Source organism: Priestia sp. LL-8 (assembly GCF_036227845.1).
In the GTDB taxonomy this organism is placed as follows: Bacteria; Bacillota; Bacilli; order Bacillales; family Bacillaceae_H; genus Priestia; species Priestia zanthoxyli.
Window position 1 is genome coordinate 4247173 of the sequence record NZ_JAZAQH010000001.1, and the last position, 26501, is coordinate 4273673.

General features: G+C 38.4%; 30 protein-coding genes. 3 read left to right on the plus strand and 27 right to left on the minus strand.

The window, feature by feature from the left end:
• Window positions 1–11: 11 nt before the first annotated feature.
• Entirely contained in the window at window positions 12–740 is a 729-nt protein-coding gene (locus U9R83_RS22175; protein ID WP_014458256.1) for a glycerophosphodiester phosphodiesterase, read from the minus strand.
• Window positions 741–864: 124 nt separating this feature from the next.
• On the opposite strand from U9R83_RS22175, the gene U9R83_RS22180 reads away from it, so the two are divergent.
• Together U9R83_RS22180 and U9R83_RS22185 are read left to right on the plus strand one after the other, a co-directional pair.
• A complete protein-coding gene (locus tag U9R83_RS22180; RefSeq protein ID WP_080564743.1) occupies window positions 865–1017 on the plus strand; it encodes a YycC family protein in 153 nt (50 codons plus the stop codon).
• A gap of 313 nt (window positions 1018–1330) precedes the next feature.
• Window positions 1331–2662, plus strand: coding sequence for a peptide MFS transporter (locus tag U9R83_RS22185; RefSeq protein WP_014458254.1), 1332 nt, complete (start codon window positions 1331–1333; stop codon window positions 2660–2662).
• 391 nt (window positions 2663–3053) lie between these two features.
• Here U9R83_RS22185 and spo0A read toward each other — a convergent pair whose 3' ends face one another.
• From spo0A to U9R83_RS22315, 26 genes are all read right to left on the minus strand, one after another.
• Complete coding sequence (spo0A, locus tag U9R83_RS22190; RefSeq protein ID WP_013084985.1) at window positions 3054–3842, minus strand: sporulation transcription factor Spo0A; 789 nt, start codon at window positions 3840–3842, stop codon at window positions 3054–3056.
• A gap of 227 nt (window positions 3843–4069) precedes the next feature.
• On the minus strand, window positions 4070–5350 hold the full coding sequence (gene spoIVB, locus U9R83_RS22195; RefSeq protein WP_028411587.1) for a SpoIVB peptidase: 1281 nt from the start codon (window positions 5348–5350) through the stop codon (window positions 4070–4072).
• A 183-nt stretch (window positions 5351–5533) separates the two neighbouring features.
• Window positions 5534–7261, minus strand: a complete 1728-nt coding sequence (recN, locus tag U9R83_RS22200) for a DNA repair protein RecN (protein ID WP_014458250.1) — start codon at window positions 7259–7261, stop codon at window positions 5534–5536.
• A gap of 16 nt (window positions 7262–7277) precedes the next feature.
• On the minus strand, window positions 7278–7727 hold the full coding sequence (gene ahrC / locus U9R83_RS22205) for a transcriptional regulator AhrC/ArgR (RefSeq protein ID WP_013059136.1): 450 nt from the start codon (window positions 7725–7727) through the stop codon (window positions 7278–7280).
• A 161-nt stretch (window positions 7728–7888) separates the two neighbouring features.
• Complete coding sequence (locus U9R83_RS22210) at window positions 7889–8716, minus strand: TlyA family RNA methyltransferase (RefSeq protein ID WP_014458249.1); 828 nt, start codon at window positions 8714–8716, stop codon at window positions 7889–7891.
• Complete coding sequence (gene dxs / locus U9R83_RS22215; protein WP_014458248.1) at window positions 8713–10614, minus strand: 1-deoxy-D-xylulose-5-phosphate synthase; 1902 nt, start codon at window positions 10612–10614, stop codon at window positions 8713–8715. Before dxs ends, U9R83_RS22210 begins: the two co-directional genes overlap by 4 nt.
• A gap of 320 nt (window positions 10615–10934) precedes the next feature.
• Window positions 10935–11831, minus strand: a complete 897-nt coding sequence (locus U9R83_RS22220) for a polyprenyl synthetase family protein (protein WP_014458247.1) — start codon at window positions 11829–11831, stop codon at window positions 10935–10937.
• Window positions 11831–12064 (minus strand): exodeoxyribonuclease VII small subunit, encoded by a 234-nt coding sequence (locus U9R83_RS22225; protein ID WP_013059140.1) that lies wholly within the window; start codon window positions 12062–12064, stop codon window positions 11831–11833. The genes U9R83_RS22220 and U9R83_RS22225 overlap by 1 nt, the downstream gene beginning before the upstream one ends.
• A 3-nt stretch (window positions 12065–12067) precedes the next feature.
• Entirely contained in the window at window positions 12068–13408 is a 1341-nt protein-coding gene (gene xseA / locus U9R83_RS22230; protein ID WP_014458246.1) for an exodeoxyribonuclease VII large subunit, read from the minus strand.
• Between the two features lie 84 nt (window positions 13409–13492).
• Window positions 13493–13885 carry a transcription antitermination factor NusB gene (gene nusB / locus U9R83_RS22235; RefSeq protein WP_013059142.1) on the minus strand — a complete coding sequence of 131 codons (393 nt, stop codon included), beginning with the start codon at window positions 13883–13885 and terminating at the stop codon, window positions 13493–13495.
• Between the two features lie 221 nt (window positions 13886–14106).
• Window positions 14107–14508 (minus strand): Asp23/Gls24 family envelope stress response protein, encoded by a 402-nt coding sequence (locus U9R83_RS22240; RefSeq protein ID WP_013059143.1) that lies wholly within the window; start codon window positions 14506–14508, stop codon window positions 14107–14109.
• 29 nt (window positions 14509–14537) lie between these two features.
• Window positions 14538–15890: an acetyl-CoA carboxylase biotin carboxylase subunit gene (gene accC, locus U9R83_RS22245; RefSeq protein ID WP_013084993.1), complete on the minus strand. Its 1353-nt coding sequence runs from the start codon at window positions 15888–15890 to the stop codon at window positions 14538–14540.
• A 12-nt stretch (window positions 15891–15902) separates the two neighbouring features.
• Window positions 15903–16409 carry an acetyl-CoA carboxylase biotin carboxyl carrier protein gene (accB, locus tag U9R83_RS22250; protein WP_013059145.1) on the minus strand — a complete coding sequence of 169 codons (507 nt, stop codon included), beginning with the start codon at window positions 16407–16409 and terminating at the stop codon, window positions 15903–15905.
• A gap of 352 nt (window positions 16410–16761) precedes the next feature.
• Window positions 16762–17412, minus strand: coding sequence for a SpoIIIAH-like family protein (locus tag U9R83_RS22255; RefSeq protein WP_226554902.1), 651 nt, complete (start codon window positions 17410–17412; stop codon window positions 16762–16764).
• 7 nt (window positions 17413–17419) lie between these two features.
• Entirely contained in the window at window positions 17420–18082 is a 663-nt protein-coding gene (gene spoIIIAG, locus U9R83_RS22260) for a stage III sporulation protein AG (protein WP_013084996.1), read from the minus strand.
• Window positions 18079–18708, minus strand: a complete 630-nt coding sequence (gene spoIIIAF, locus U9R83_RS22265) for a stage III sporulation protein AF (protein WP_243549939.1) — start codon at window positions 18706–18708, stop codon at window positions 18079–18081. Before spoIIIAF ends, spoIIIAG begins: the two co-directional genes overlap by 4 nt.
• Complete coding sequence (gene spoIIIAE / locus U9R83_RS22270; RefSeq protein WP_013059149.1) at window positions 18705–19889, minus strand: stage III sporulation protein AE; 1185 nt, start codon at window positions 19887–19889, stop codon at window positions 18705–18707. Before spoIIIAE ends, spoIIIAF begins: the two co-directional genes overlap by 4 nt.
• Window positions 19890–19913: 24 nt before the next feature.
• A complete protein-coding gene (gene spoIIIAD / locus U9R83_RS22275) occupies window positions 19914–20297 on the minus strand; it encodes a stage III sporulation protein AD (RefSeq protein WP_013059150.1) in 384 nt (127 codons plus the stop codon).
• A gap of 20 nt (window positions 20298–20317) precedes the next feature.
• Window positions 20318–20524 (minus strand): stage III sporulation protein AC, encoded by a 207-nt coding sequence (gene spoIIIAC, locus U9R83_RS22280; protein ID WP_013059151.1) that lies wholly within the window; start codon window positions 20522–20524, stop codon window positions 20318–20320.
• Between the two features lie 19 nt (window positions 20525–20543).
• On the minus strand, window positions 20544–21056 hold the full coding sequence (spoIIIAB, locus tag U9R83_RS22285; RefSeq protein WP_013059152.1) for a stage III sporulation protein SpoIIIAB: 513 nt from the start codon (window positions 21054–21056) through the stop codon (window positions 20544–20546).
• A 6-nt stretch (window positions 21057–21062) separates the two neighbouring features.
• Window positions 21063–22010: a stage III sporulation protein AA gene (gene spoIIIAA / locus U9R83_RS22290; RefSeq protein WP_014458242.1), complete on the minus strand. Its 948-nt coding sequence runs from the start codon at window positions 22008–22010 to the stop codon at window positions 21063–21065.
• 65 nt (window positions 22011–22075) lie between these two features.
• Window positions 22076–22357 (minus strand): YqhV family protein, encoded by a 282-nt coding sequence (locus tag U9R83_RS22295; protein ID WP_028411599.1) that lies wholly within the window; start codon window positions 22355–22357, stop codon window positions 22076–22078.
• 138 nt (window positions 22358–22495) lie between these two features.
• The gene (gene efp, locus U9R83_RS22300) at window positions 22496–23053 is read right to left on the minus strand and encodes an elongation factor P (protein WP_013059155.1); all 558 of its coding nucleotides are present in this window, start codon (window positions 23051–23053) and stop codon (window positions 22496–22498) included.
• Window positions 23054–23072: 19 nt separating this feature from the next.
• The gene (locus tag U9R83_RS22305) at window positions 23073–24131 is read right to left on the minus strand and encodes a M24 family metallopeptidase (protein ID WP_182420447.1); all 1059 of its coding nucleotides are present in this window, start codon (window positions 24129–24131) and stop codon (window positions 23073–23075) included.
• A 1-nt stretch (window position 24132) separates the two neighbouring features.
• Window positions 24133–24570 (minus strand): type II 3-dehydroquinate dehydratase, encoded by a 438-nt coding sequence (aroQ, locus tag U9R83_RS22310; RefSeq protein ID WP_013059157.1) that lies wholly within the window; start codon window positions 24568–24570, stop codon window positions 24133–24135.
• Between the two features lie 121 nt (window positions 24571–24691).
• A complete protein-coding gene (locus U9R83_RS22315) occupies window positions 24692–25228 on the minus strand; it encodes a YqhR family membrane protein (RefSeq protein WP_115654913.1) in 537 nt (178 codons plus the stop codon).
• A gap of 298 nt (window positions 25229–25526) precedes the next feature.
• Here U9R83_RS22315 and U9R83_RS22320 point away from each other — a divergent pair, with 298 nt between their 5' ends.
• Window positions 25527–26483, plus strand: a complete 957-nt coding sequence (locus U9R83_RS22320) for a DUF1385 domain-containing protein (protein ID WP_014458240.1) — start codon at window positions 25527–25529, stop codon at window positions 26481–26483.
• Window positions 26484–26501: the final 18 nt, after the last annotated feature.

The following is a 26501-nucleotide window of genomic DNA, read 5'->3' on the forward strand; positions in this document are numbered from 1 at the left end:
GCGATGTTTTTTTACGAAAAGCGTCCCCCAAATTGCTTCACCATTTTTTCAGGATAATCAGTAATAATGGATTCACATCCATATTTCCGAAGCTGCTCAGCTACTTTTACATCATTTACTGTGTAAGGTCGCACTGGAATTTGACAATCTTTCGAAGCGGCTACATTTACTTCATTCACGGTACGCTGATTAGGGTGAAGAGCTTTTGCGCCAAGATGCTGCGCATATACCCAAGGCTCATACATCGGATAAGAATATAAAATAGCTGTTTCAATCGTAGAATCCAAAGAACCAATTCGGGCTAAGCTGTTATGATTAAAAGATGAAATCATCGTTCGATCCTTCATCTTGTATAAATAAATTAAGTCTAAAACTTTCATTTCTAAGTATGGATAGTCAAATATATTGTTTTTCAACTCAATATTTACACTAATTCCTTCACTTGAAGCCCACTCCATTACTTCATTTAACATGGGGATTTTACATACCCCATACTTTTTTTTGAACTTATAGCTCGCATCTAATTTTTGTAAATCTTGATACGTAAAATCTTTTACATACCCTTTTCCATTCGTCGTTCGATCTACTTTTTCATCATGAATTACAGCAAGTTCCCCATCCTTTGTCATATGCACATCAAGCTCAATTCCGTGTGCGCCAACTCTCGCTGCTTCTTTGAAGGAAATCATCGTATTTTCAGGAAACGTTCCAGCTGCGCCGCGATGACCTATTACAAACATACTTGCTCAACTCCTCTATTATCACTTATTATTAACTTTAGCATTACTTAATAGTGAAAGCACGAATTTACTGTTTATACTTTTTCACTTTCATTACTTTATATGCAAAAGGAGGTCGTTGTGTATGAGACCACTGCAAATTTCACCGGATACAGCCGTAAAATTAGCGGAACAATTAAATATCCCCCTCGAGCAATTAATGCATATGCCTCAGCATATTTTGCTGCAGAAACTTGCTGAATTAAATGCGGACGAAGATAAAAAAGGATCTGAATAACAGATCCTTTTTTATTTCGAATTTTCATTTCCAAAAATAGTATTACCTTCTCGATTCATTCCCTATAACATATATTAGAATATTTAATAATATAAATGTATTTTTAGAAATGCTTTTAAATAAGTAATTTAATACTTTTTTGTGTATATTTAATTATTTTTTGATTTTTCCATATAATTTCATTGACGAAATTATTGTTTTTCTACTAAAATAAAAATACATTATATTTATTCCAGTACTTATATTCTGATTTTTTGATTAATTCAAACAAAAGAATTAAATAGTATGAGAAAAATTTTAGGGGGACTTCATTATGCAAGCAGCTGTACAACACGAAAATCAGCAGCCAAATGAGTCTAGGAAAAAACACCCTCCTGGACTGTACTTATTATTCGCTACTGAGGCATGGGAAAGATTTAGTTATTATGGAATGAGAGCCATTCTGGTTCTTTATTTAACTGCTACCGCTGCTCAAGGTGGTCTTGGTGTAGATAAAGCAACTGCACTGAGCTTATATGGAACATTCACTAGTGCTGTTTACATTACGCCGATGATTGGCGGATATTTAACAGACCGCTTCCTCGGAAGAAGACTAGCCATCACTATCGGTGGTGTGATTATGGCACTTGGGAATTTTTCCATCTTCATTCATCAAAGCGTAGCCGCTTTGTATATCGGACTTGCTTTACTAATTATCGGAAACGGATTTTTCAAACCAAATATCTCCACATTAGTCGGAGATCTGTATGAAGAAAATGATCCTCGTCGTGACGGTGCTTTTACTATTTTTTATATGGGTATTAACTTTGGTGCATTTTTCGCACCGTTAGTTGTTGGATTAATGAGTTACAAATACGGATTCTTAACAGCAGCTATTGGAATGGTTGTTGGACAAATTTTATTTAACCTACTGGCTAATCGCTATTTAGGTGATATTGGGAAAGAGCCTACAGGAAAAGTTCATGCAGCAGCATCTCAAACATCAACTGCTCCGCTGACAGCACGAGAAAAGAAAAGAACGGTTGCTATCGTTATTCTAGCTTTCGTTGTTATTGCTTTCTGGACAGCTTTTGAACAGGCTGGAAGTTCTTTAACGCTATATGCTCAAGATCAAATTGATCGTCAAATCGGTAGTTTTACGGTTCCAACAGAGTGGTTCCAATCATTGAATCCACTGTTTATCATGATTTTAGCACCAATTATGTCACTTGTTTGGTACAAGCTAGGAAATTCAAAACGCGGTGATTTTAAAACACCAACAAAAATGGGTATGGGACTTGTAACAGTCGGATTAGGATTCTTAATTTTAATTCCAGCCGTTATGTATACTGGTAATGACCCAGCTTTAAAAGTAAATATCCTGTTTATGATTTTCACTTACTTCCTGCACACGCTAGCTGAGCTTATGATTTCACCAGTAGGGTTGTCTATGGTAAGTAGACTGGCTCCATTAAAACTTGCTTCTCTGTTAATGGGCGTATGGATGGCAAGCTCTGCTGTTGCTAATAAGCTAGCGGGTGTTCTTGCATCTTATACACAGTCGTTAGGTTATTTTGACATTTTCAGTTTAATCGGAGCTGTGACAATTGTACTTGGAATTATTGTTCTGTTCCTTTCAAAACCGATTGCTAAATTAATGGATTAAAAAAAGCAGCCTTTTCTGAAGGCTGCTTTTTTTATCATTTACTTATCCATATCACATTTAAAATACGCAGATAAATTTTTTAATGCATCTTCTAAATCTTCTTTCAAGTACAAAACCCTCATAACAATTAAATAAATTATTTCAATAAAATATACCACTATGGATATGAAGAAAAACAAGATGCACGTTCCGTTAACCTCAATATTTTCACCTCTTAAAACAAAATAAAAGGACCAATGAATTCTTAAAATTCATCGGCCCTGCAGTAAAAAGTTTATTGGTTTTCAGTTTACTATCTAGTGTAAATTCCAAAAGTTTATCGGCATGTACTCTGTATTACAAAAGGTATCAGCTCACTCAAAACCCCGTAATTCCAGCAGTCCTATCCCTTTCAACTCGCTTTATGTTCAAGGCGTAATTTATCCGCCACCATGGCGATAAATTCACTATTTGTCGGCTTCGCTTTTGACATGCTGACAGTATATCCGAATAATGAAGAAATGGAATCAATGTTTCCTCGGCTCCATGCTACTTCAATAGCATGACGAATGGCGCGCTCAACGCGGCTTGCTGTTGTATTATATTTTTTTGCAATATCAGGATACAGTACTTTTGTAATCGACCCAAGCAGCTCAATATCCTTATATACCATTGAAATGGCTTCTCTCAAATATAAATAGCCTTTAATATGAGCAGGCACACCAATTTCGTGAATGATGCTCGTAATGCTGGCATCTAAATTTGCTGGTTTGCTGTCGCGATGTGAACGCATAGAAGAAGATGAACGTTGCATAAATGAAGATGTTTGTCCGCTAACTTGACGAATATGATTCACTAAGTTTTCCATATCAAACGGCTTTAGAATAAAATAAGCAGCTCCTAAATCGACCGCTTTTTTCGTTACGTCTTCTTGCCCAAATGCTGTTAGCATAATGACATTTGGATAATTTTCTTTTTTCATTTCTTTCAACTGACCTAAAACTGCTAATCCATCTAGATGCGGCATAATAATGTCTAATACAAGAACATCCGGATCTTTATCTTTTAAAATGGATAAACACTCTTGTCCATTGTAAGCTACTCCGATTACTTCCATGTCTTCTTGCTCTGAAATATAATCTTCAAGCAAACCAATTAGTTCCCGATTATCATCAACCAAGCATACTTTAATTTTTTTCAATGCAGCTTCCTCCTCAGTCCTTTATGTTATACGTCGTTTCCTACGTGTCTCTATTCTTTATTCTAAAGGACAAATTCGACAATGCAACATTATTTCCTTTATTTTTTTAGAAAAAAGTCTTTTAAATGGAATTTATTCGATTTTCTCTTATTTTCTTTGTTTTTCGACGTTTTTCTCGTACATTTACGACAATAATTTTTATCAAAAAAAGCGAACTAATGACAACATTAGCTCGCTTTTTTTCGATTATTTTTATAAATATCGATTCCTGCTTCGTTAAGCATCCATTCAATGTGGACACCGTAACCCGAGGTAGGATCATTTACAAAAACATGGGTAACCGCTCCAACGACTTTACCGTTTTGAATAATCGGACTCCCGCTCATTCCTTGAACAATTCCACCTGTTTTCTTTAGCAATTTAGGATCTGTAATTTTAATAACCATTCCTTTAGTAGCTGGAAACTTTTGAGGTATAGTACTCATAATTTCAATATCAAATTCTTCCACTTGATCATCATCTACTACCGTTAGAATTTTAGCCGGTCCTTCTTTTACTTGATGAGATAGAGCAATTGGCATTGCTTTATCCATTATTCCGTTTTCCATTGTTGAAGACAATTTTCCAAAAATACCAAAAGGACTATTTCGTGTAATATTTCCAATGATTTGTCTATCTTCAGAAAACCTTGCTAACTTTTCGCCTGGAACGCCGTTAGAACCTTTCTCGATCGATGTGACGGTCGAACGGACAATTTGGCCATCTTCTACTACGATTGGCTTTTTTGTATCCATATCTGAAATAACATGGCCTAAAGCGCCGTATTTTTTAGATTTCGGATCATAAAAAGTCATTGTACCGATTCCTGCAGCTGAATCACGAATGTATAAACCGATTCTGTAAGCATAATCTTGCTTATCTTTTAACGGATATAGCTTAGTGTCAAACTGCTTTTTTTCTCTTAAAATATGCAGATTTAATGGTTCACCCGTTTTTCCTGCCTGCTGAATAAACGGTGTAATATCACTCATTTTTTCAATGGTTTTACCATTAATCTTCGTAATCATATCTCCAACTTGAATACCGGCAATTTCTCCAGGAGATTTTTTACCTTTTGCTGTATCTACCTGATGATAGCCTACAACAAGAACACCTTTTGAATTTAATTTCACACCGATTGATTGTCCACCTGGAATGACTTTAAAATCAGATAATACCTGCACGTCTACACGCTTTACAGGAATACCGGCCAAATGAAGCATCAACTCTTCTTTGCCTACCTGTTTGCCTGCTACGGTCAGCTTCGCCTTGTTACTTGTTACATCGTAAACAGGTGATGAAGCTTCTACGCTAAGCGGTAGTGTCGTATTAATTTTTTCTTTTTGCTGTTCAAATAAGACGATTTGTTTTGGAATGTGTATATATTGTTGCACAACTGGAATAAATCCTACAAAAATGAACGAAACAAGGAGAATCGCACCAATTATATGTCTGTATCGATTTTGCATGTTTTCACTCTCCTCGCTTCCTCGCCTAAATGGCTACACATTTAATTTAGCCTTCTTAGAGCGCATTTATAACAGAAGTTCAGAGAAAAATGAAAAGAAGTGCAAGGAAACATTTTCAGTTCCTCCATTTTGTATAAAAAAACACCTTTAACACATACTGTTACGTGTTAAAAGGTGTTTTTTTTAAATGGTCTGCTTCATCTTATCCGCTAAATCTAAAAGCTCTTTGGCATGTTCTTTCGTTAAGCTTGTAATTTCAGCTCCTGCAATCATTCGACCAATTTCTTTTACTTTTTCATCAAGAGTTAATGGAAGAACAGACGTGGTTGTACGATCACCTTTTATCTCTTTAGCAATAAAGAGATGAGTATCTGCCATAGCTGCTACTTGCGGCAGATGAGATATACAGAGAACCTGTGAATCAACGGAAATGGCATGTATTTTTTCACCGATCGATTGAGCTACTCTTCCACTTACGCCTGTATCAACTTCATCAAAGATAATGGACGTCACACCTTGATGTTTAGAGAAGATGCTTTTTAACGCCAGCATAATCCTTGACAGTTCTCCTCCCGATGCTACTTTTGCAAGAGGCTTTAACGGTTCACCAGGGTTGGTAGAAATATAAAACGCTACGTTATCAATACCATCTTTAGTGAATTTGATTCTCTCTCCATTTACTTCAACATCATTTTTTCCTGCATTCACAACAGAAAATTTAATTTGAAATACGGTTTTGGCCATATACAGCTCTTGAAGTTCATGATGGATGCTGTCCGTTAACTCCTGAGCAAGTTTTTTTCGAATAGCTGAAACGTTGTTAGCTTCTACTAATAAATCCTGTGCTACGCTGTTTAACTGTTCTTTGATTTTGCTCACGTGCGTATCTCGATTTTCAATACGATCAATTTCATCTTCAATTTGCGCTGCATATTCTAGAATTTCATCTACACTTTGACCGTATTTACGCTTTAAATGATTAATTTCATTTAAACGCGCTTCAATAAAATCTAAGCGTTTCGGATCAAATTCTAATAAATCCAGCTGCTGACGAATTTTATAAGATGCGTCTTCTAACTGATAGAAGCTCGATGAAATAATCTCCGAAATTTCGGCATAGTTTTTTTCCAGTGACGAAATATCCTCCGTATGATTCATTGCTACGCCTACCCAATCCAAACCTTGATGTTCACCGTGCAGCGCATTGTACGCATCGTTTAGCGACGTATAGATCTTTTCAAAGTTGGAAATCTTCAAACGCTCTTCATTTAGTTCCTCGTCTTCATTGAGTTGCAAATTTGCCGCTTTGATTTCATCTAATTGAAATTGAATAAGATCGAGGCGATGTGCCATCTGCTGCTCATTTTCAGTTAATTGATCCAACTGCTTTTTTAATGATGTATATCTAGAAAATACCTCTCGATACTCCGTCAAAGCCTCTTCTACTTTTTCTCCTCCATATTGATCAAGAAGAGTTAAGTGACGATCTTGATTCATTAAATCTTGGTGCTCGTGCTGTCCATGTATATCAATTAACGTCTGTCCGACTTCACGTAGGATAGCTAACGTTACGAGCTTCCCATTGATACGGCAAATACTTTTCCCATTTGTAGTGATATCTCGGCGAAGCACAATCATTCCATCTTCCACTTCCAAACCGACTTGTTTGGCTTTTTCGTGACTCGGATGCTGTTCTTCATCAAATAAGAAAAGCCCTTCAATTTCGGCTCTGTCTGTTCCATGGCGAACAAACTCCGAAGAGCCTCTTCCACCTACTAACAATGAAATGGCATCAATAATAATCGATTTTCCCGCTCCTGTTTCGCCTGTTAATACCGTTAAGCCTTTTTCAAATGAAACAGAAAGTTCATCAATAATCGCAAAGTTTTTAATGGATAATTCAGCTAACAACCTGCTTCACTCACCTTTATAACATTTCTAAGAATCGGTCTGATATAATTTGCGTATCTTCAGGAGTACGGCAAATAATCAAACATGTATCGTCTCCACAAATTGTTCCTAATATTTCATCCCAGTCCAAATGATCAATTAATGCGCCAATCGCATTTGCGTTTCCCGGCAATGTTTTCATCACCAGCATATGTCCGGCTGAATCAATTTTTACAAATGCGTCCATAAGAGAGCGCTTTAACTTTTGTAAGGGATTAAAACGCTGATCTGCAGGCAAGCTGTATTTGTATCGCCCGTCCATCAAAGGCACTTTGACTAAGTGCAGTTCTTTAATATCACGAGAGATTGTTGCCTGTGTTACATTAAAACCTTGGTTTTTTAAAATATCTACTAATTCATCCTGTGTTTCAATATCATTATTCGTGATAATATCACGAATTTTAATATGTCTTTGCCCTTTATTCATGTTGGCACCTCACATTAATATGTAATCTTCTTTTTGTTTTGTTGTTTATAAGTCTTTCACTAATTAAGTATCATAATGTGTTCAACTTGATTATGCACCTTTTGTATAAAGAGTCATAATCAAATCGCCAATGCTAAGTCTTTACTTAACATTGGCCATTATTACTTTTTCTCTTTTAACGTCTTATGTGCTTCTTCGACTACTTCATGCACAGTAAGCGGAGCTTGATTTTCACCAAGTTCACGCTCGCCTTTCCAGCGCAGGTGGAGAAGAAATTCGATATTTCCATCTCCTCCTGTTATCGGTGAATACGACATGTTATATACATCGTATCCTTGACGAAGCGAGAAATCTACCATGCCTTGGAGGACTTCTTCATGCACTTTTGAATCACGCACGATTCCTTTTTTCCCAACTTGCTCTCTTCCAGCCTCAAATTGTGGCTTAACGAGCGCAACAACATCGCTGTGTGGAACAAGAAGTGTTTTTAACACAGGAAGAATGAGTCTTAAGGAAATAAATGATACATCAATAGAAGCGAATTCAGGCAAGCCTCTTGATAAATCAGCCGGTGTCACATAACGGAAATTTGTTCGTTCCATTACTTCTACTCGCTCATCTTGACGAAGCTTCCAAGCTAGCTGATTATAGCCTACGTCTAGCGCATAGGACATCTTCGCTCCATTTTGAAGCGCACAATCAGTAAAGCCTCCAGTAGAAGAACCAATATCAATCATGATTTTATCCGCTACATGGACATTAAATTCTTTAATCGCTTTTTCAAGCTTAAAGCCGCCTCTGCTGACATAAGGCATCACTGCACCTTTAATTGTCAGCGGCGTATCCCGTTCAATTTTCTCTCCCGGCTTATCCAAACGGACTTCATTCGCATAAACAAGTCCTGCCATCACTGTACGCTTTGCTTTTTCTCTTGTTTCAATCAAACCTCGTTCTACTAATAATACATCTACTCGTTCTTTTTTTGTCACTTAACTTCAAGCCTCTTTTGTGTTGGTGTTACGAGTTTTTTAACTCGATTTATAATCTCTTCTTTGGTTAAGCCAATTTCTTCTAAAAGTTTTGTTACGCTGCCGTGCTCGATAAAGCGATCAGGAATACCCATACGTTCAACGCGCGTATCATAATAGCCATGCTCTGATGCAAACTCTAACACCGCGCTTCCAAAACCGCCTTGAAGTACCGCTTCTTCAACCGTAATCACAGGCTTACTAGTTTGGAAAATCTCATGAAGCATTTTTTCATCCAGCGGTTTAATAAAACGAGCATTGACCACTTTTACGCTGATTCCTTGCTTCTCAAGTTCTGCTGCTGCATCCATCGCCATTGAAATCGTTGTACCAAACGTTAAAATGGTTGTATCTGAACCTTCTTTTAATACGTCCCATGTACCGATCGGAATGTTTTTCAGTTCTGAATCGAGTTCAACACCTAATCCGTTTCCTCTCGCATAGCGCATGGCAATCGGACCTTCTTCATAAGTCAAAGCAGTATGAACCATGTGCTGACCTTCATTCTCGTCTTTTGGCATCATAATAACAAGGTTAGGCAAATGACGTAAGAACGCAATATCAAATACGCCTTGGTGCGTTTCACCATCAGCACCTACTAGTCCAGCGCGATCAATGCCAATAAATACATTTAGCTTCTGACGGCAAATATCATGAACTACTTGATCGTATGCGCGCTGTAAAAACGTAGAATAAATAGCTAAAAAGGGCTTCATATTTTGAGTTGCAAGACCCGCTGCCATTGTTGTTGCATGCTGCTCTGCAATCCCAACATCAAACATGCGATGCGGAAACTCTTTTTGAAACGCTTCAAGTTTTGAGCCTACAGGCATTGCTGGCGTTACGGCTACGATACGCTCATCTTCCCTAGCCATTTTCAATACCGTATCGCTTACTAATTTACTCCAAGCAATCGGAACATTTTTGTCTTTAATAAAGTCACCGGACTCAATTTTGTAAGGGCCTGTACCATGCCACGCTCCGCTTTTATCGCTTTCTGCCGGCAAGTACCCTTTCCCTTTTTTCGTAATCACGTGAATCAGTACCGGTCCTTTTGTTTTCTTTGCATATTGTAACGTTTCCAATAAATCATCATAGCTATGGCCGTCAACCGGCCCTAAATACGTAAAGCCAAGATCTTCAAAGAACATGCCTGACACAACCATGTACTTTAGGCCATCTTTTACCCGTTCTGCCGTTGCCGCAAGCTTACCGCCTACTGCAGGCACTTTTTTCAGCAAGACTTCAAGCTCATCTTTTACCCAGTTGTATTTGCCTGCCGTGCGCAAACGCCCTAGAATGCTGTGTACAGCCCCCACGTTAGGAGCGATAGACATTTCATTGTCATTTAAAATAACGGTCATATCCGTTTGCTCGTGCCCGATGTGGTTAAGCGCTTCAAGAGCCATACCACCTGTTAAAGCTCCGTCACCAATGATAGGAACAATGTGAGCTTTTGTTTTTTGCAAATCTCTTGCTGCAGCCATTCCCATTGCGGCTGAAAGTGATGTAGAACTATGTCCCGTTTCCCATACATCATGCTCACTTTCATCTCGCTTTGGAAAACCGCATAATCCTTTATATTGACGGATTGTATCAAACTCTCCCGCTCGTCCTGTTAAAATTTTATGGACATACGACTGATGCCCGACGTCCCATAAAAATTTATCTTTTGGGCTGTCGAACACTTTATGGAGTGCAAGCGTTAACTCAACAACCCCCAAATTTGGCCCTATATGACCACCAGTTGCAGAAAGCTTTGTAATTAAAAAACGACGAATCTCTTCACTTAGTTCTTCTAATTGTGTTACTGACATTTTCTTTAAAAACTCAGGATTTTTTATCGTTGTAAGATCCAAGGTGGATCACTCACTTTCGTACTTGTTATAAAGTTACCTTAATACATTGTCTATTGTTTTATACGTATAGTCAATTTTTAGTATTTCCTTATTACTTACAATACCTTTGATATTCTATCAGTAAACCAGTGATATTCAAAGGAAAATAGTGAAAAAATAGCCGCTAACACAAATGTGATAACGGCCACCAAGATATTGTATATGTCTTTCAAACCTATGCACTACGCTTTTATACAGTAGTAAAATCATTATAGCATAGCCCCTATTGGGACTCAATCTTATTTTACTGTATCACTCAAAAAACCTGACAGAAATCGTCATTAACTATCACGCTTTGCTATATATAAACAAATTTCTTCTAGTAATCCGTGCTTAATTTGAGCTTGACGTAACGAGAGAAGTGCTTGTTCAACATGATACTGTAACTTTTCTTTGGCCGCTTCCATACCTAACAAAGAAGGATATGTCGTTTTTTCATTTTCTGTATCACTGCCAATTGGCTTTCCTAATTTTTCTTCAGACCCTTCCACATCCAAGATATCATCTTGAATTTGAAATGCTAACCCTACATGCTTACTGAATTCTTCTAATAATTTTTGCTGTAGAGGCGTAGCTTTTGCAAGAATAGCTCCTGCTTTTACACAAAACCCTAGCAGCTTCCCCGTTTTATGAAGGTGAATATATTCAAGCTCGTCTAGCGTGAGCTGCTTTTTTTCGCCTTCCATATCCGCAACCTGTCCGCTGATCATACCTTCTGTTCCGCTTGCTTTTACCAGTTCTGTAATGAGCTGAAGTTTCATATGTGATGTAATTTCAGGATGTGCCGCTTCAGAAATGAGCTGAAAGCTATTTGTTAAAAGAGCATCTCCAGCTAATATAGCCGTTGCTTCGCCGTACACTTTGTGATTCGTCGGTTTTCCTCTTCTTAAGTCGTCATCATCCATGCTAGGTAAATCATCGTGAATGAGCGAATATGTATGAATCATTTCCACTGCACAGGCTGTTTCTAATCCCATGCTCTCGTCTTTTCCAAATGCATGTAGCGTTGCAAACAACAGCACTGGGCGAAGTCGCTTTCCTCCTGCCGTAAGCGAGTAAAGCATGGATTCCTTTAAGTTAACCGGAGCATGTAATGCTTTTACCACTTCAGGCAAGCGTGTTTCTACTCGATCTTTTGTAAAAGAAATATACTCTTTTAAATTCATTTCATTCACCATCACTCTTCCTCCTGTACCGAGAATGGCTCAAGCGTTCCGTCTTCACGTAAAATAGTTTCCATTTGCTTTTCAATATGCTGAAGACGATCGTGACAGAATTTTGAAAGAGTCATTCCTTCTTGGAATTGTTGAATTGCTTCTTCTAAAGGCACGTCGCCTTCTTCTAGCTTGTTTACGATGGTTTCTAACTGCTCCATCGCCTCTTCAAACGTATACTCTTTATTTGTCGCCATTTTTCATCGCTCCTCTATTTTCGAAACTTCACACTGCAATTGTCCATCGGTCAAACGAACGTTTACCACATCGCCTTTGGATACTTGTTTGGTTGATTTAATTAACTCTTTTTCTTTATCGTATACTAAGCTGTAGCCTCTTTCCATTGTTTTTAATGGACTAAGCGTATGTAATTTTGACGTTGCCGTGGCAAATAAAAGCTGTTTTTGCTTTAGCAGCTGCTGCATCTCTTTTGTCAGCATTTTCGTCAGCTGCTGTTGACGCTCTGCTGCTTTCATTAACTGATGCTCAGGATGATTTCGTAACAAAGCGGCTGTTAGCTGCTCGTAGTTCGTTCGTTTATGCTCAATGTATCTTCTACCTTCACGATAAAAACGCTCCATCAGCTGGTCTAACTGCTGCTCTTTTTGCTCGACCAACTTTTGAGGATAACGAAAAGCATATGATTTCTGAGATCGTTCAAGCCTGCGGCTACTAGACTGAAGCATCTCTTTCATCGAACGAAGAAGACGGATATTTCGCTGAGTCAATCTTTCTGTAATTTCACTGATATGAGGCACAGCCAATTCTGCAGCACCCGTTGGAGTAGGGGCGCGCAGATCTGCTACAAAGTCTGCAATCGTAAAATCGGTTTCATGTCCAACCGCTGAAATAACAGGAATAGTAGAAGTGAAAATTGCACGAGCAACGCTTTCTTCGTTAAAAGCCCAAAGCTCTTCAATTGACCCACCACCGCGCCCAACAATTAATACGTCTGCTTCTTTACGACGGTTTGCTTCTTCAATTGCCTTGATGATAGACGGGGCCGCATTGACTCCTTGAACAAGAGCGGGCATAACAATAATGTTGGCGTTATATCTGCGCTTTAATGTTGTAATAATATCACGTACAGCGGCTCCAGTAGGAGACGTAATAACACCTATTGTTGTTGGATACTTCGGCAGTTTTCGTTTTCTAGCAGGATCAAATAAGCCTTCTTTTTCCAGCTTTTTTTTCAGCTGTTCGTAGGCCAAGTATAAGTTTCCAACGCCGTCAGGCTGCATTTCTTTTACGTACATTTGATAATTTCCGCTTGGTTCATAAACCGAAATTTCAGCTCGAATCAGTACATTCATTCCTTCTTCAGGCTGAAAATTAAGCTGACGGTTATGCCCAGCAAACATAACGGCTGCGATACGAGCATTTTGATCTTTTAAGGTAAAATACATATGTCCTCGACTATGGCGTTTAAAGTTAGAAATTTCTCCTTTAATCCATACATCTTGCATGTGAGGGTCTACGTCAAACTTGCGCTTGATGTATCGTGTAAGGGCCGTAACGGTTAGATAACGCACTTCACCCATCATTTTGCCTCCTTTGCAGTCACCCTCTCCCCTTTATATAAAGGAGAGAAGCATTTTAGTCACTTAACTTGGCAAGATGAACCTTTATTTAGATAAAGTTGTTAACACTTTAGACAATACGCCATTGATAAACTTGCTTGATTGATCATCGCCAAACGTTTTCGCTAATTCAATCGCTTCATTTAACGTAACGCTCGTAGGAATTTCTTCTTCGTACTTCATTTCGTATACGGCAATACGCAGGATAACGCGGTCTACAGTAGCTACGCGGTCTAACGTCCATTTTTCTAAATGATTGCGTAAAAGTTCATCAATTTCTTGCTGATGTTCAACCACACCTAGCACAAGACTTTCTAAAAATTGATCAGACTTTTCGTTTTGTACAACATTTCCGATTGCCTCCATTGGCTCGGTCTGCCCTAAATCATGCTGAAATAGTGCTTGTAATGCTTTTTGGCGTGCTGTATGTCTTTTCATTATTTTTGCTCCTTTATTTATCTTCTTCAACTAGTATACCTAGATAATAGCATAGTTTATGAAACGATACTTCATTGTTCTTATACGAAGTTTATAGAACACGAAAAAGACCGTCTTTATGACGAGACAGTCTTTTTCACTTTACCATAGCTTGTGTTGAAAAGGAACAAGTAATCATACGTTATTCCATTTTAGCAACAGCCGTTAGGTAAACGTTTGTTTTATTCAACTTCTTCAATATCAGTTTTTTGCGTATCAAACTGAATCCCTACGATATGAATGTTTACTTCATCGAGATCAATAGCTGTCATATTTTTAAGGGCTTGACGAATGTTATCTTGTACTTGTTGCGCTACGTTTGGAATAGACACCCCAAACTTCATCATACAAAACACGTCTACTTTTATCCCGTTTTCTGTTAAGTCCACTTTTACACCTTTACCGTGGTTTTTCTTTCCTAGTTTCTCCACAACGCCAGCTGCAAAATTTCCTCTCATTGCAGAAACGCCTTCTACTTCAGAAGCAGCAATACCCGCAATGACTTCAATAACCTCAGGAGCAATTTCTACTTTGCCAAGAGAATTTGGGTGTTCTTCCATTTCTAATACATGATTTTCATTCATGTACAGCACCTCCTATAGTTTATATTATACTAAGAATTCATTACGTCATATAGCTCAAGAAACTTCGTGTTGAATTCACCACTAACAAATTTTTCATGATTTAATAGTTTTTGGTGAAAAGGAATAGTGGTCGCAACGCCGTCGATAACAAATTCATCTAATGCGCGCTTCATTCGTTCAATAGCTTCCTCACGAGTTGGCGCATGAACAATCAATTTAGCCACCATTGAATCATAGTAAGGTGGGATTGCATAGCCCGGGTATGCAGCAGAGTCTACGCGCACTCCGTAGCCACCTGGCGGCAAGTACATTTGAATCGTACCTGGTGATGGCATAAAGTTTTTCTCTGGGTTTTCTGCGTTGATTCGGCACTCAATTGCCCATCCGTTAAATGTCACTTCTTCTTGCGTAAACGGTAAAGTTTCACCATTTGCAACTTTGATTTGTTCTTTAATTAAGTCAACTCCCGTCACCATCTCTGTAACAGGGTGTTCTACTTGGATACGCGTATTCATTTCCATGAAGTAAAATTTGTTTTCACGGTAATCATAAATGAATTCCACTGTTCCGGCTCCTGTGTAATTAACGGCTTGAGCAGCTTTAACAGCAGCGTCGCCCATTAATTCACGCGTTTTTTCGTCTAACGCTGGAGAAGGCGTTTCTTCAATTAATTTTTGAAGACGGCGTTGAATCGAGCAATCACGCTCTCCTAAATGTACAGTATTCCCATGAGAATCAGCCAACACTTGGATCTCAACGTGACGGAAATCCTCAATGAACTTTTCAATGTACACACCAGGGTTACCGAAAGCTGTAGCAGCTTCTTGCTGGGTAATTGTAATACCTTTGATAAGCTCTTGTTCATTTTTAGCAACGCGGATTCCTTTTCCTCCGCCTCCTGCCGTTGCTTTAATAATAACAGGATAGCCAATATCATTAGCAATTGACATACCGTCTTCCACTGACTCTACAATTCCAGTTGAACCAGGAACAATTGGGACACCCGCTTCACGCATGGTTTCTCTCGCTACGTCTTTTGTTCCCATTTTGTTAATGGCTTCAGGACTTGGTCCTACAAATGTAACGTTACACTCTCTGCATAGCTCTGCAAAATCAGCGTTTTCAGCTAAAAAGCCGTATCCAGGGTGAATGGCGTCACAGCCCGTCAGCATCGCAACGCTCATAATGTTTGTAAAGTTTAAATAGCTGTCTTTAGATGACGTTGGTCCAATACAATACGCTTCGTCTGCTAATTGTACATGCAAAGAGTCACGATCAGCTTGAGAATGAACAGCTACTGATTCTACACCTAATTCTTTACACGCTCGAATAATTCGAACCGCAATTTCTCCTCGATTCGCAATTAATAGCTTTTTAATCATATTTACCGCTCCTTATTCAGGCTTTACTAAGAAAAGAGGTTGACCGTATTCTACAAGTTGTCCATTTTCAACTAATACGTCAACGATTTCACCTTTAACTTCTGCTTCGATTTCATTAAATAACTTCATTGCTTCTACGATACATACAACCGAATCTTTTTGTACTTTATCTCCAGGAGTTACGTATACATCTGATTCTGGCGATGATGACGCATAGAATGTCCCTACCATCGGAGATGTAATTTTATGTAAGCTCTCATCAACCGCTGGGGCCGCTTGTTCTTCTTTTGGTTGAGCAGACTGTGCTGCTGGGGCTGGCGCTGGAGCCGCTGCTGCCTGCGGTGCAGGTGCTGCTGCTTGTTCAGGTGCCGAAACCACTACTTGCTGCGCTTGTTTGGAAACAATTGCGTCTTTTTTCTTCATCTTGATTTTGGAGCCTTCGTGCTCATAGGTGAACTCCTCGATTGATGATTGATCAACTAGTTTAATGATCTCACGGATCTCTTGAATTTTTAACATATTGAACACTCCTACCTCATGAAAATAGAATTCTCTACAATGTTAATAATACGATAAATGGCTACAGCCATTCAATTCGTTTGGCAAACATTAAAAAGAAGTTCCACTTACTCTATAATAACTTTTTAGCGTTATCGTTTTATAAATGGAAACATAGCTTTACAGATGACAATACTTGTGAAAACACTTGTCACCTAGTACTAATATAAGATTATGAAACCTATTATAACCGAAGTAAAAAAAGAAAGCCATGTTAAAATTTTTACCGTCTCGCTTCGATTTTAGTCATTTCATAAAAAAAGAAGTGTAAACAACCCTAATTTTCGGCTGTTTTACACTCCCTTTATTCCCTTTATTTAGTTGGCTGAAACTCTACCGCTACTTCTTTTGGCCCCATTTCTTTTTTAACTAGCTGAATGATTTGATTTGCTTTTGTTTTTGAGTGTTTTTCTGTCTTAACGGTAATTTGAACTTGCTTTCCGTCTGCTCTTACTAGCGCGTCACTGTATCCTTTTGCTTTAATTAATGTTTCCAGCGTGGCTTCTTTTTCCCCAAGCTTTGATAATTCATCAATTTTATCCATCGCTTTGCTTACTTCTGCAGGCGTCACATTTTTTGATGCCGCTACTTCCTGATACTCTTCTTTTAATTGACTTCTTTCATCATTTAATTCCAAACGAAGCGCCGTAAATAGCTCGTCGCTATCTGTGCTTGATACAACTGCTGATTCTTTTGCATTTTTAGCCGTTTCCTTCTTTACATCTTCTGCTGAGCCTTCAGTTTTTGAATCTTCTTTTGTTCCTGATTTCTCATCTGTCTGTTGTTTTGTATCTTCTGCAGGAGTCTTGTCATCAGCCTGCTTTTCGCTTTGTTTTTCATTGTCTACTAGCGCAACATTACTCTGAGGATTTTCTGGCGTTGTCATATAGTACACCGATAACACAACAACTAAACTTAACATCGTTAATAACCAAACTGTTTGCTTTTTTAATAACATACTCATTTCCCCCTCATCCTTTTTTCGCTAATACTGCTACTCTATGACTTGGTATATCGAGCGCTCTTGTCACAGCTTCAATGATAGATTTTTTTACCTCGATATTATCAGCTCCTTTAGCGACAACTAACACACCTCGTACTTTTGGCTTTTCGGTTTTGACTACAACAGGCTTTTCTTGTTCTCCGCTCCTCACAATGACCAGCTGTTCATCTGTTGAGGAATCTTCAACTTTACGAGTTCCTCCTTCACGGTCTGTTTCATTGGTCGTTTGCGATTTTGTGACGCTGTTTTTTTCATATATTTTGGATTCTGTTGCATCTAAGTTCACAATTACTTTTACCTTACTGACGCCTCTAACTTGGTCTAAAATATCTTTCAATTCTTCCTCATACCGCTCTTCATAGCCCGTCATTGTTGTTGTCTTTTTAGAGCTAAAAGCGGGAACATCCTGTGATACCGGTGGTGCGCTGGTTTCTTTGCTTGCACTCTTTAGTAATCCGCCTGAATTCATAGATGTTGTGAGTGAGTTGCTAAATACCATAAAGATAACGCCTGCAGCTAGTAAAATGCCTATATACATTAACTTTGAAGGTTTCTTCGTAGTTGATGACTGTTTAAGTGAAAAGAACCGCTGAAAAAATGATGGGTCACCTTTTTCTGGCTTTTGACTCATTTCGTGTCTCCCTCCTCCATATTCACAACAACTTGGCCTTGTTTTACATCCCATTTTGCTGCTAAATAGTTGGATAATTTCTTGGATTCTGTTGGTTTGTTTGTTTCGATCGGTGTGGAGGTATCAATAGAAATAACTTTCACAGCTGAAACAACCTCGGAATCACCCGATGTTTTTTTACTTACGGCAACTGAAATGGATTTAATATTATCAGCGGTAGGTTCGTCGTTCGGCTTTTTTGTTTCAATGTGAATTCGATCAATTGCTACACCATACTGATCCATCAACTCCTCTTTTACATCTGCCTCCATTTGGACAGCCATTTGTTCTAAAATATATGCACGTTGTGAAGCTTGTATTTCTTTTTTCTGATTTTCTATTGAATTTTCTATCTGCTGATCGGATCGAATAGATGATAAACTAAGTGATTTTAGCATTTGATTAACATCCACTTTAAAAATTTGAAAAACGGGTGTAATAATAATCAGCATCAAAAGAAGTCCAACCACCAGCTTCGTATACTTTTGAAAACTAGAATTGGGCAACAGTAAATTAATAATGGTAGCTAATAAGATAAAAAGAACGATATTAGTAATCCACGTCGTTAAGGCCTGCAATTTCTTCACCTCACCATCATTGTGACGTTGCTCGCTGTGATGATGACCGTTAAACATAAGAAAAACATAAGCGAGACAACCGCAAGCGCCGCAAAAATATAGATGACGCTTTTGCTGATAATGCTCAAGCAGGAAATAACCGGTCCTCCTCCAATGGGTTGAAGAAGAGCTGCTGCTAACTTATAGATAAAAGCGAGCGTTAACACTTTAATAGCCGGAAACGCGACGATTAACAGTAAGACTGCTACTCCAGCAATCCCTACTGAATTCTTTAATAGAAGCGAGGCACTGATGACTGTATCAGCCGCATCTGTGAACACACGCCCTACAACAGGTATAAAGTTCCCTGTGACAAACTTTGCCGTTCGAATCGTAATACCGTCCGCAACAGCTGACGTGGCCCCTTGAACGGATAGCACTCCTAAAAAAACAGTTAGGAATATTCCAAGCACGCCAATGCTTATATTTCTCAACAGCTGAGCAAGCTGTGTAACCTTATGTTCATCTGAAATCGTACTCACAATGCTAAGCAGTGCTGAAAGAAAAAGCAGCGGCATCACTACGTATTGAATAAGCAAGCCGCTTGTGTTCATTAAAAACAAAATCATCGGATGAAAAAAGGCTGCCGATACAACTCCCCCTGATGATGCCATTAAGGCAAGCAGCAGCGGCACCAGAGCTAAAATGAATTTAGTCATAGTCTCAATCGCTCCAGTTGCATAAGAGATAGCAATTTGAAAACTATTAAGAGCAATGATGATCAAAACCATATATACAAGCGCATACGCTACTTTACTTACGGTTTGCTGATTAAACGCACTTTGGAGCGTTTGCAAAAACACGCTAAAAACCGTTAGCATAATGAGCGTACCGAGGAGCTTTCCATTCGCTAATACTTCGTGAAATAAAAACTTTACAAGACCTCCTAGCCATTCTTTAAGAGAGAACTCTTTTTCTCCTTTTAAAAAATCGACTAAACTTCCCTTCTGACTCTCGGGTAAAAAGCCGCCGTATTGGGTAATAATATCGTCCCAAAACTGTTTGACTTCATCGATACCGAGCTTATCAATTTGTTCATTGACAAGTTCTTGCTGCTTCGGGGGTTCGGAAGCTTGTACATTTTCTGGAAAGAAAAAAAAGAGGAACAAAAGAAGAGCGAGTATATTCACTTTAAACGTCCACCGCTTCATTTCGTCACCTCATATTAAGTAAAATTAATTGGGCAGCATTGAAATAATCGTTTCAATAATGACCGTCAAAATAGGAATTGCCATGGAGAGAATCAGCACTTTTCCACCTAATTCAATTTTAGAAGCAATCGCACCTTGTCCTGCATCTTTCGTAATTTGAGCACCAAATTCGGCAATATAGGCAATACCAATGATTTTCAAAATGGTTTCCACATAAATCATGTTAACGTGGGCATTGATCGACAGCCGCTCGACCATCTTAATAATCTCGTAGATTTGATCAATTAAAAAAAGAAAGATCACGGATCCCACGAATACAACAAGTAAAAAAGCAATAGGTGATTTATGTTCTTTTAAAATAAGAGCCAAAAACGTAGCTACTAATCCTAAGCCCACAATTTGAAGCATTTCAATGGCAACTCACCCCTCTACCCTTGAAATAAAAAAACCGATTTGATTTTCTGAAATAAGTCCTCTACAATCGAAGCAACCATAAATAAAATATAAATAAAACCGATGAGCGTAACCCAGTTCGCGTAATCTTTTTTTCCCATCTGTTCGAGTACGGTGACTAAAAAAGCTACGACGATACCAATCCCAGCAATCTGAAAAATGGTGTTCATATCAATTCCCACATTCAATCCTCCTCCATCGCTACATCAATAGAATGACCAGTAGCAATCCAGATAGAAAACCTAAACTTTTAACCATTTTTTCATAGCGATTCTGCTTATCAACTGCATCTTGTTCTTCGCGTTCAAGATGATTCAGCGTCAGTAAGATATGCTTTTGCTGCGAATAACGATCATGCTGACCAAGCGTTTCACCAAATTGTTTTAAGATTTCTAGTTCTCCCGTTTTAAGTGCGGTTTGTTTCCAAAATTGGTCCAACGTCTTTTCCCAAGCTTCCTTGACACTTTCAGTACCTTCTTTTAATTTCATTGAAAACTCATTAAATAAAGAAGCCAAAGGATTAGGAAGCTGTAGAGATAACAAATGAGCAACTTCTTGAAGAGGCCGATTGCTGTACATAATTTCTGCTTCTAACGACCTCAGAGCCGTTTTTAATTGCCTCAGCTGCCTAGGTCTTGCACTAAGCTGCTTTGCAAACTCAAATCCTGTGTAAGTGGAAGCAAATAAGATAAAGATGGCACCAAACAGTTTCATACACCATCACCCTTTACTATTTTCAATAAGCGACTTTTCAGCGGACGTTTTCATGGAATTATAGTGCTCATCGTAGATAGCCTGAAGTGTTCCAGGACCTCGGCTGTTCGATAGCACAACATACCTTTTGAATACATGAAGTTTCATTAAAGCTTGCAAAGTGGGACGCTTCATTAAATCGTCAATGTCATACCCATGAACGGTCATAATGACACGAACGCCAGCATTAACGGCTTCAAGTACGGCTTTACAATCTTCTTCACTTCCAACTTCATCCACGATTAGCACATCGGGGCTCATAGAGCGAATCATCATCATCATGCCTTCAGCTTTCGGACAGCTATCTAATAAATCCATTCTAGATCCGAATGTATGCTGAGGAACCCCTTTAACAGCCCCAGCAATTTCTGATCGTTCATCTACAATTCCCACTTTAAACGGAGGAATTTTAGAGCGCTCTATGCCAGTACTTATTACTCTGGCTAAATCGCGAATCATGGTTGTTTTTCCTGTTTGAGGAGGTCCTATAATGACCGTACTTTGCCAATAGCGATTGTATAAAAAAGGAATAAGTCGATTCGAAATACCTATCTTTTGTTTAGCAATCCGGATATTAAAGGATGATACATCTCGAATCACACGAACCTGTCCATTTTCCGTTACGACTTTTCCCGCTAGTCCAACCCGGTGCCCGCCTTCAATGGTGACATATCCTTTTTTCAATTCTTCTTCAATCATATAAATCGAAAACTGGCTTAATTTATTTAAGATAAACAAAGCATCTTCTGCACTTGGAAGATACGATTCGAAATATGGCTGATTGTTGATTGTAAATTCGACAGGTCTTCCTATGCGCACTCGAATTTCCTCTAGTACATGAGAATGGTTTGTGACATAAAATTCAACAGTCTTTTTTAAATTAGGCGGAAAGATTGCAAGTATTTCGTTTAACATATTCATCCCCTCATATTTGAACTCACTTCAATGTATTATGAGCTTGACCATTTTATGCCTACCTTTTATTTAAAAACACCGATTAAAATGAAGAGCACTCCTATTACAATCATGATTAATTTCCCAAAAGATAATTGATCGGCTACGGACACTAAACCTATGGTAAAAGAACTCACCATTACAATCGGTCCAACAAGCGCTAACATCCCATTAATCATTAATGCTTTTTTCACATCATTATTTGTGACAATTAAAATAGCGGCAATAAACTCAATAAATGAAGAAATAAATCGAAGGCACGCCATCGTTAATACCGTACCGTTTAAATGATCCAACCACTGCTTCATAAGCCCCTCCTATATCTCTGCGTTGTTTAGTACAACCTATGCAAAATAAGGAAGAGTTAGCACAAAAAAACACACAAAAAAGGCAGAGAACCATTCTCTGCCTTTTTTGTGTGTTTGCAGCTTGCTTACGCGACCGAATTACGCGCGTGATACGTAGCTGCTGTCTGTTGTGTTGATAATTAATACGTCGCCTTCGTTTACGAAGAACGGAACGTTTACTGTTAAGCCAGTTTCAACAGTTGCCGGTTTTGTACCGCCAGAAGCTGTGTCACCTTTAATACCAGGTTCAGTTTCTGTTACTTTAAGCTCAACTGTGTTTGGAAGTTCAACACCTAATGTCTCACCTTGGTACATCATAATTGCTACTTCCATATTCTCTTTTAAGAATTTTAGCTCATATTCAATTGCACTTGCCGGAAGCTCTAATTGCTCATAAGACTGGTTGTCCATGAATACGTGCTGATCGCCGCTTGCATATAGATATTGCATTTTACGGTTATCAATTTGTGCTTTTCCTACTTTTTCACCTGCACGGAACGTTTTCTCTTGCACAGCTCCTGTACGAAGGTTACGTAGTTTTGAGCGAACGAATGCAGCGCCTTTACCAGGCTTTACGTGTTGGAAATCCATTACACGCCAAATACCTCCGTCTACTTCTACTGTCAAACCTGTACGAAAATCATTTACTGAAATCATGAAGAAATCCTCCTACATTTTATAAAATAATGAACTCTTTTGATGAGTGCGATAATGCCTCATTACCTTCTGCTGTGACGATCGTATCATCTTCAATACGAACGCCCCCTAAGTCTGGTATGTAAATACCTGGTTCAACGGTTACAATCATACCTGGCTGCAGTACATCTGTAGATTTCACAGAAAGTGATGGGCCTTCATGTACTTCTAACCCTACGCCGTGACCGGTCGAATGTCCAAAATACTGGCCGTATCCGTGTTCTGTAATATAATCACGCGTTAGCGCATCTGCTTCTTTACCTGTCATACCTGCTTTGATGCCGTTCATTCCGTTAAGCTGCGCTTGCAGTACGACATTATAAATTTCTTTTAGCTTATCACTTACTTCACCGACGGCAAATGTTCGTGTGATATCTGAACAGTAACCATTATAGTATGCGCCAAAATCAAGCGTTACAAGTTCACCTTTTTCAATTACTTTGTCAGAAGCAACACCATGCGGTAAAGCCCCGCGATGCCCTGAAGCAACAATTGTATCAAAGGATGAAGATGTTGCGCCTTGTTTTCTCATAAAGAACTCCAGTTCATTAGATACTTGAAGCTCTGTTAAACCAGGACGAACAAAGGTTAAAATATGTTCATATGCTGCATCTGCTATTTTTGCAGCTTCCTTTAATATCTTAATCTCTGAGTCACTCTTTATCAAGCGTAAGTTTTCGATTGCGTGCGAGATTGGAACAAGTTCCGCTCCGATATGCTTATCAAATAATTGATGCTGTCCATATGTAACATAATTCTGTTCAAAACCAAGCTTTTTAATTCCAAATTGTTTCACTACATTCGCTACTTCTTCTACAATAGGCCCCTTGTGCTGAACGATATCAAAACCTTCTGTTTGACTAGTTGCTTGTTCAACATAACGAAAATCTGTTACAAATGCCGCTTTGTTTTCAGAAATGATAACGACACCTGCAGATCCTGTAAAATTGGTCATGTAGCGTCTGTTATATTCACTTGTAATTACAACACCGTCCACATTCAACTTTGAAAACTGTTCGCGTAGTTTTTCGATTTTCATTTTATTTCCCCCTTAATTGTAAAAGTGCCTGCAGGGCAAGCTCGTATCCATATAAACCTAACCCAACAATTTGACCATGCGTAACAGGTGCCGTCACCGAATGATGGCGAAACTCTTCACGCTTATGTACGTTCGAAATATGCACTTCAATAACAGGAACAGATATACTGGCAATCGCATCTCGAATGGCATAACTGTAGTGAGTAAAAGCACCAGGATTGATCATAATACCATCAAATTTCTCATCCGCTTCGTGAATCCAGTCGATAATTACACCTTCGTGATTAGACTGTACGCACTCAACTTCTACTCCGTGGTCTCTGCCTGCTCGCTGAAGCTTCTCTTCAAGATTTTGAAGATTATCTGTCCCATATACCGCTGGTTCGCGTACGCCTAAACGATTTAAATTAGGACCGTTTATTACTAAAATCTTATTCATCTTACTTCAACACTCTCCCCTATTACGAACCCTTTATGCAGCTCACTTGTGTGAATTTGCACTTTATTTTTCTTTTTAAATCATTATATAGAATATATTAGCATACGTTGGAACATTCACACTACTTATTCGCCGTTTGAAAATCTGTAGATTCATCTTTTGTTTGAAGCTCTGCAGCTTCAAAAGAAATGGAATATCCGATGAATACACCATATAAAATATAAATACAGAGGGATGAAATAATCGTGTTAGCTGGAAGCTCTCCAATTGTTTTTAAGTTGGGAAAGAGCGGATTCAAAACAACGAATACAATTGCCCACCATAATAAGCCGTAAGCAAAACCTATCCAAATTGTTTTAAACTTCTTTAATAGGACGTAGTATAACAACCCGACAACAATAGATAATACCCCTATAAGAAAAATACTGACGATAACACCTATTCCTTTATCTTTCCAATCACCTAATGCCCATGGATCTAAAAGCATGTTTGGATTGATAATACTAAAGCTGAACAGATAATTTAAATAGCCAATAAAGCTCCAGAAAACCCCTCCAAAAAAGGAAATAAAGACGGCTTTAAATAAAAAAGACATTTCCTGCTTATGCGTAGGGTGGTTATCCTGTTTTTTTTCATGCTGTTCTTTAGGTTCTGACATATTAATCACCTCTTGATGTAGTATGAACTTTTTTCTCATTTCTAAGTTTTTACGTTTATTACTCTTCCTATACGCAAGAAGGAAGCCTGATATCGCAGAGACATTTTAAAACTACTTGGCACAGAGTTTCATAAACAAATTTTATAAGTGAGAGGAAAAAAATTCATAACAAGGGTGTGGAGATGAAAAATATTGGCTAAACTAGATAACATGCATCCGCCTAGAGGTTTATTTGATTTTGCTGTAGAATATAAAATACTAAGAAGTCTAGTCTAGTTAAGTTAGGTTGGTGCCTGAAATGTCTAAATTACAAAAACCTGCGTATGGTGGTCAAGCCGTTATAGAAGGCGTCATGTTCGGTGGCAAACGTATGATGGTGACGGCTATTCGCCGCAAAGATCAATCTATTGATTATTTTCATTCAAAAAGAAAATCAAATTCCGTACTCACTGCTTTAAAAAAAATTCCTTTTTTACGAGGAATTGCTGCTATTGTTGAAGCTAGTGCAAACGGTACGCAGCACTTGAACTTTTCCTCTGAACGCTATGACGTGAATCCAGAAGATGATGCTCAAGTAGCAGCAGAACAACAAAAAGAGAAAAAAGAATCAAAACTATCTTTAATATTTGGCGTTGCAACTATTGGTGTAATATCCTTTCTTTTCGGGAAAGTACTATTTACATTGATTCCTGTGTTTTTAGCACAATTGACACGTCCTGTTTTCACTTCGAGTGTAGCTCAAGTTTTTATTGAAGGAGTATTTAAACTATTATTGCTCCTTGGCTATATTTATGTGATTTCACAAACGCCACTTATTAAACGGGTGTTTCAATATCATGGAGCAGAACACAAGGTCATTAATGCATATGAAAACAATGCTGAACTTACGGTAGAAGCCGTTCAAGCACAATCTCGACTTCATTATCGCTGCGGAAGTAGCTTTATCCTCTTTACCGTAGTTGTAGGAATGTTTGTCTACCTACTAGTTCCAACGGATCCTCTTTGGTTACGAATTGTGGATCGCCTTGCATTAATTCCAGTTGTCCTTGGTTTATCATTTGAAGTGTTACAGTTAACCAATAAAGTTCGTCATGTCCCTCTTCTTCGCTTTTTAGGTTATCCCGGTTTATGGCTTCAGCTTTTAACAACCAAAGAACCAAAAGATGATCAAGTTGAAGTTGCGATTGCTTCATTTAAAGAACTTTTACGCGTTGAAAATGAACTCTCTTCTACCACTGACGAACAAGTTGTCTAATCCACACCGTTTTGCTTT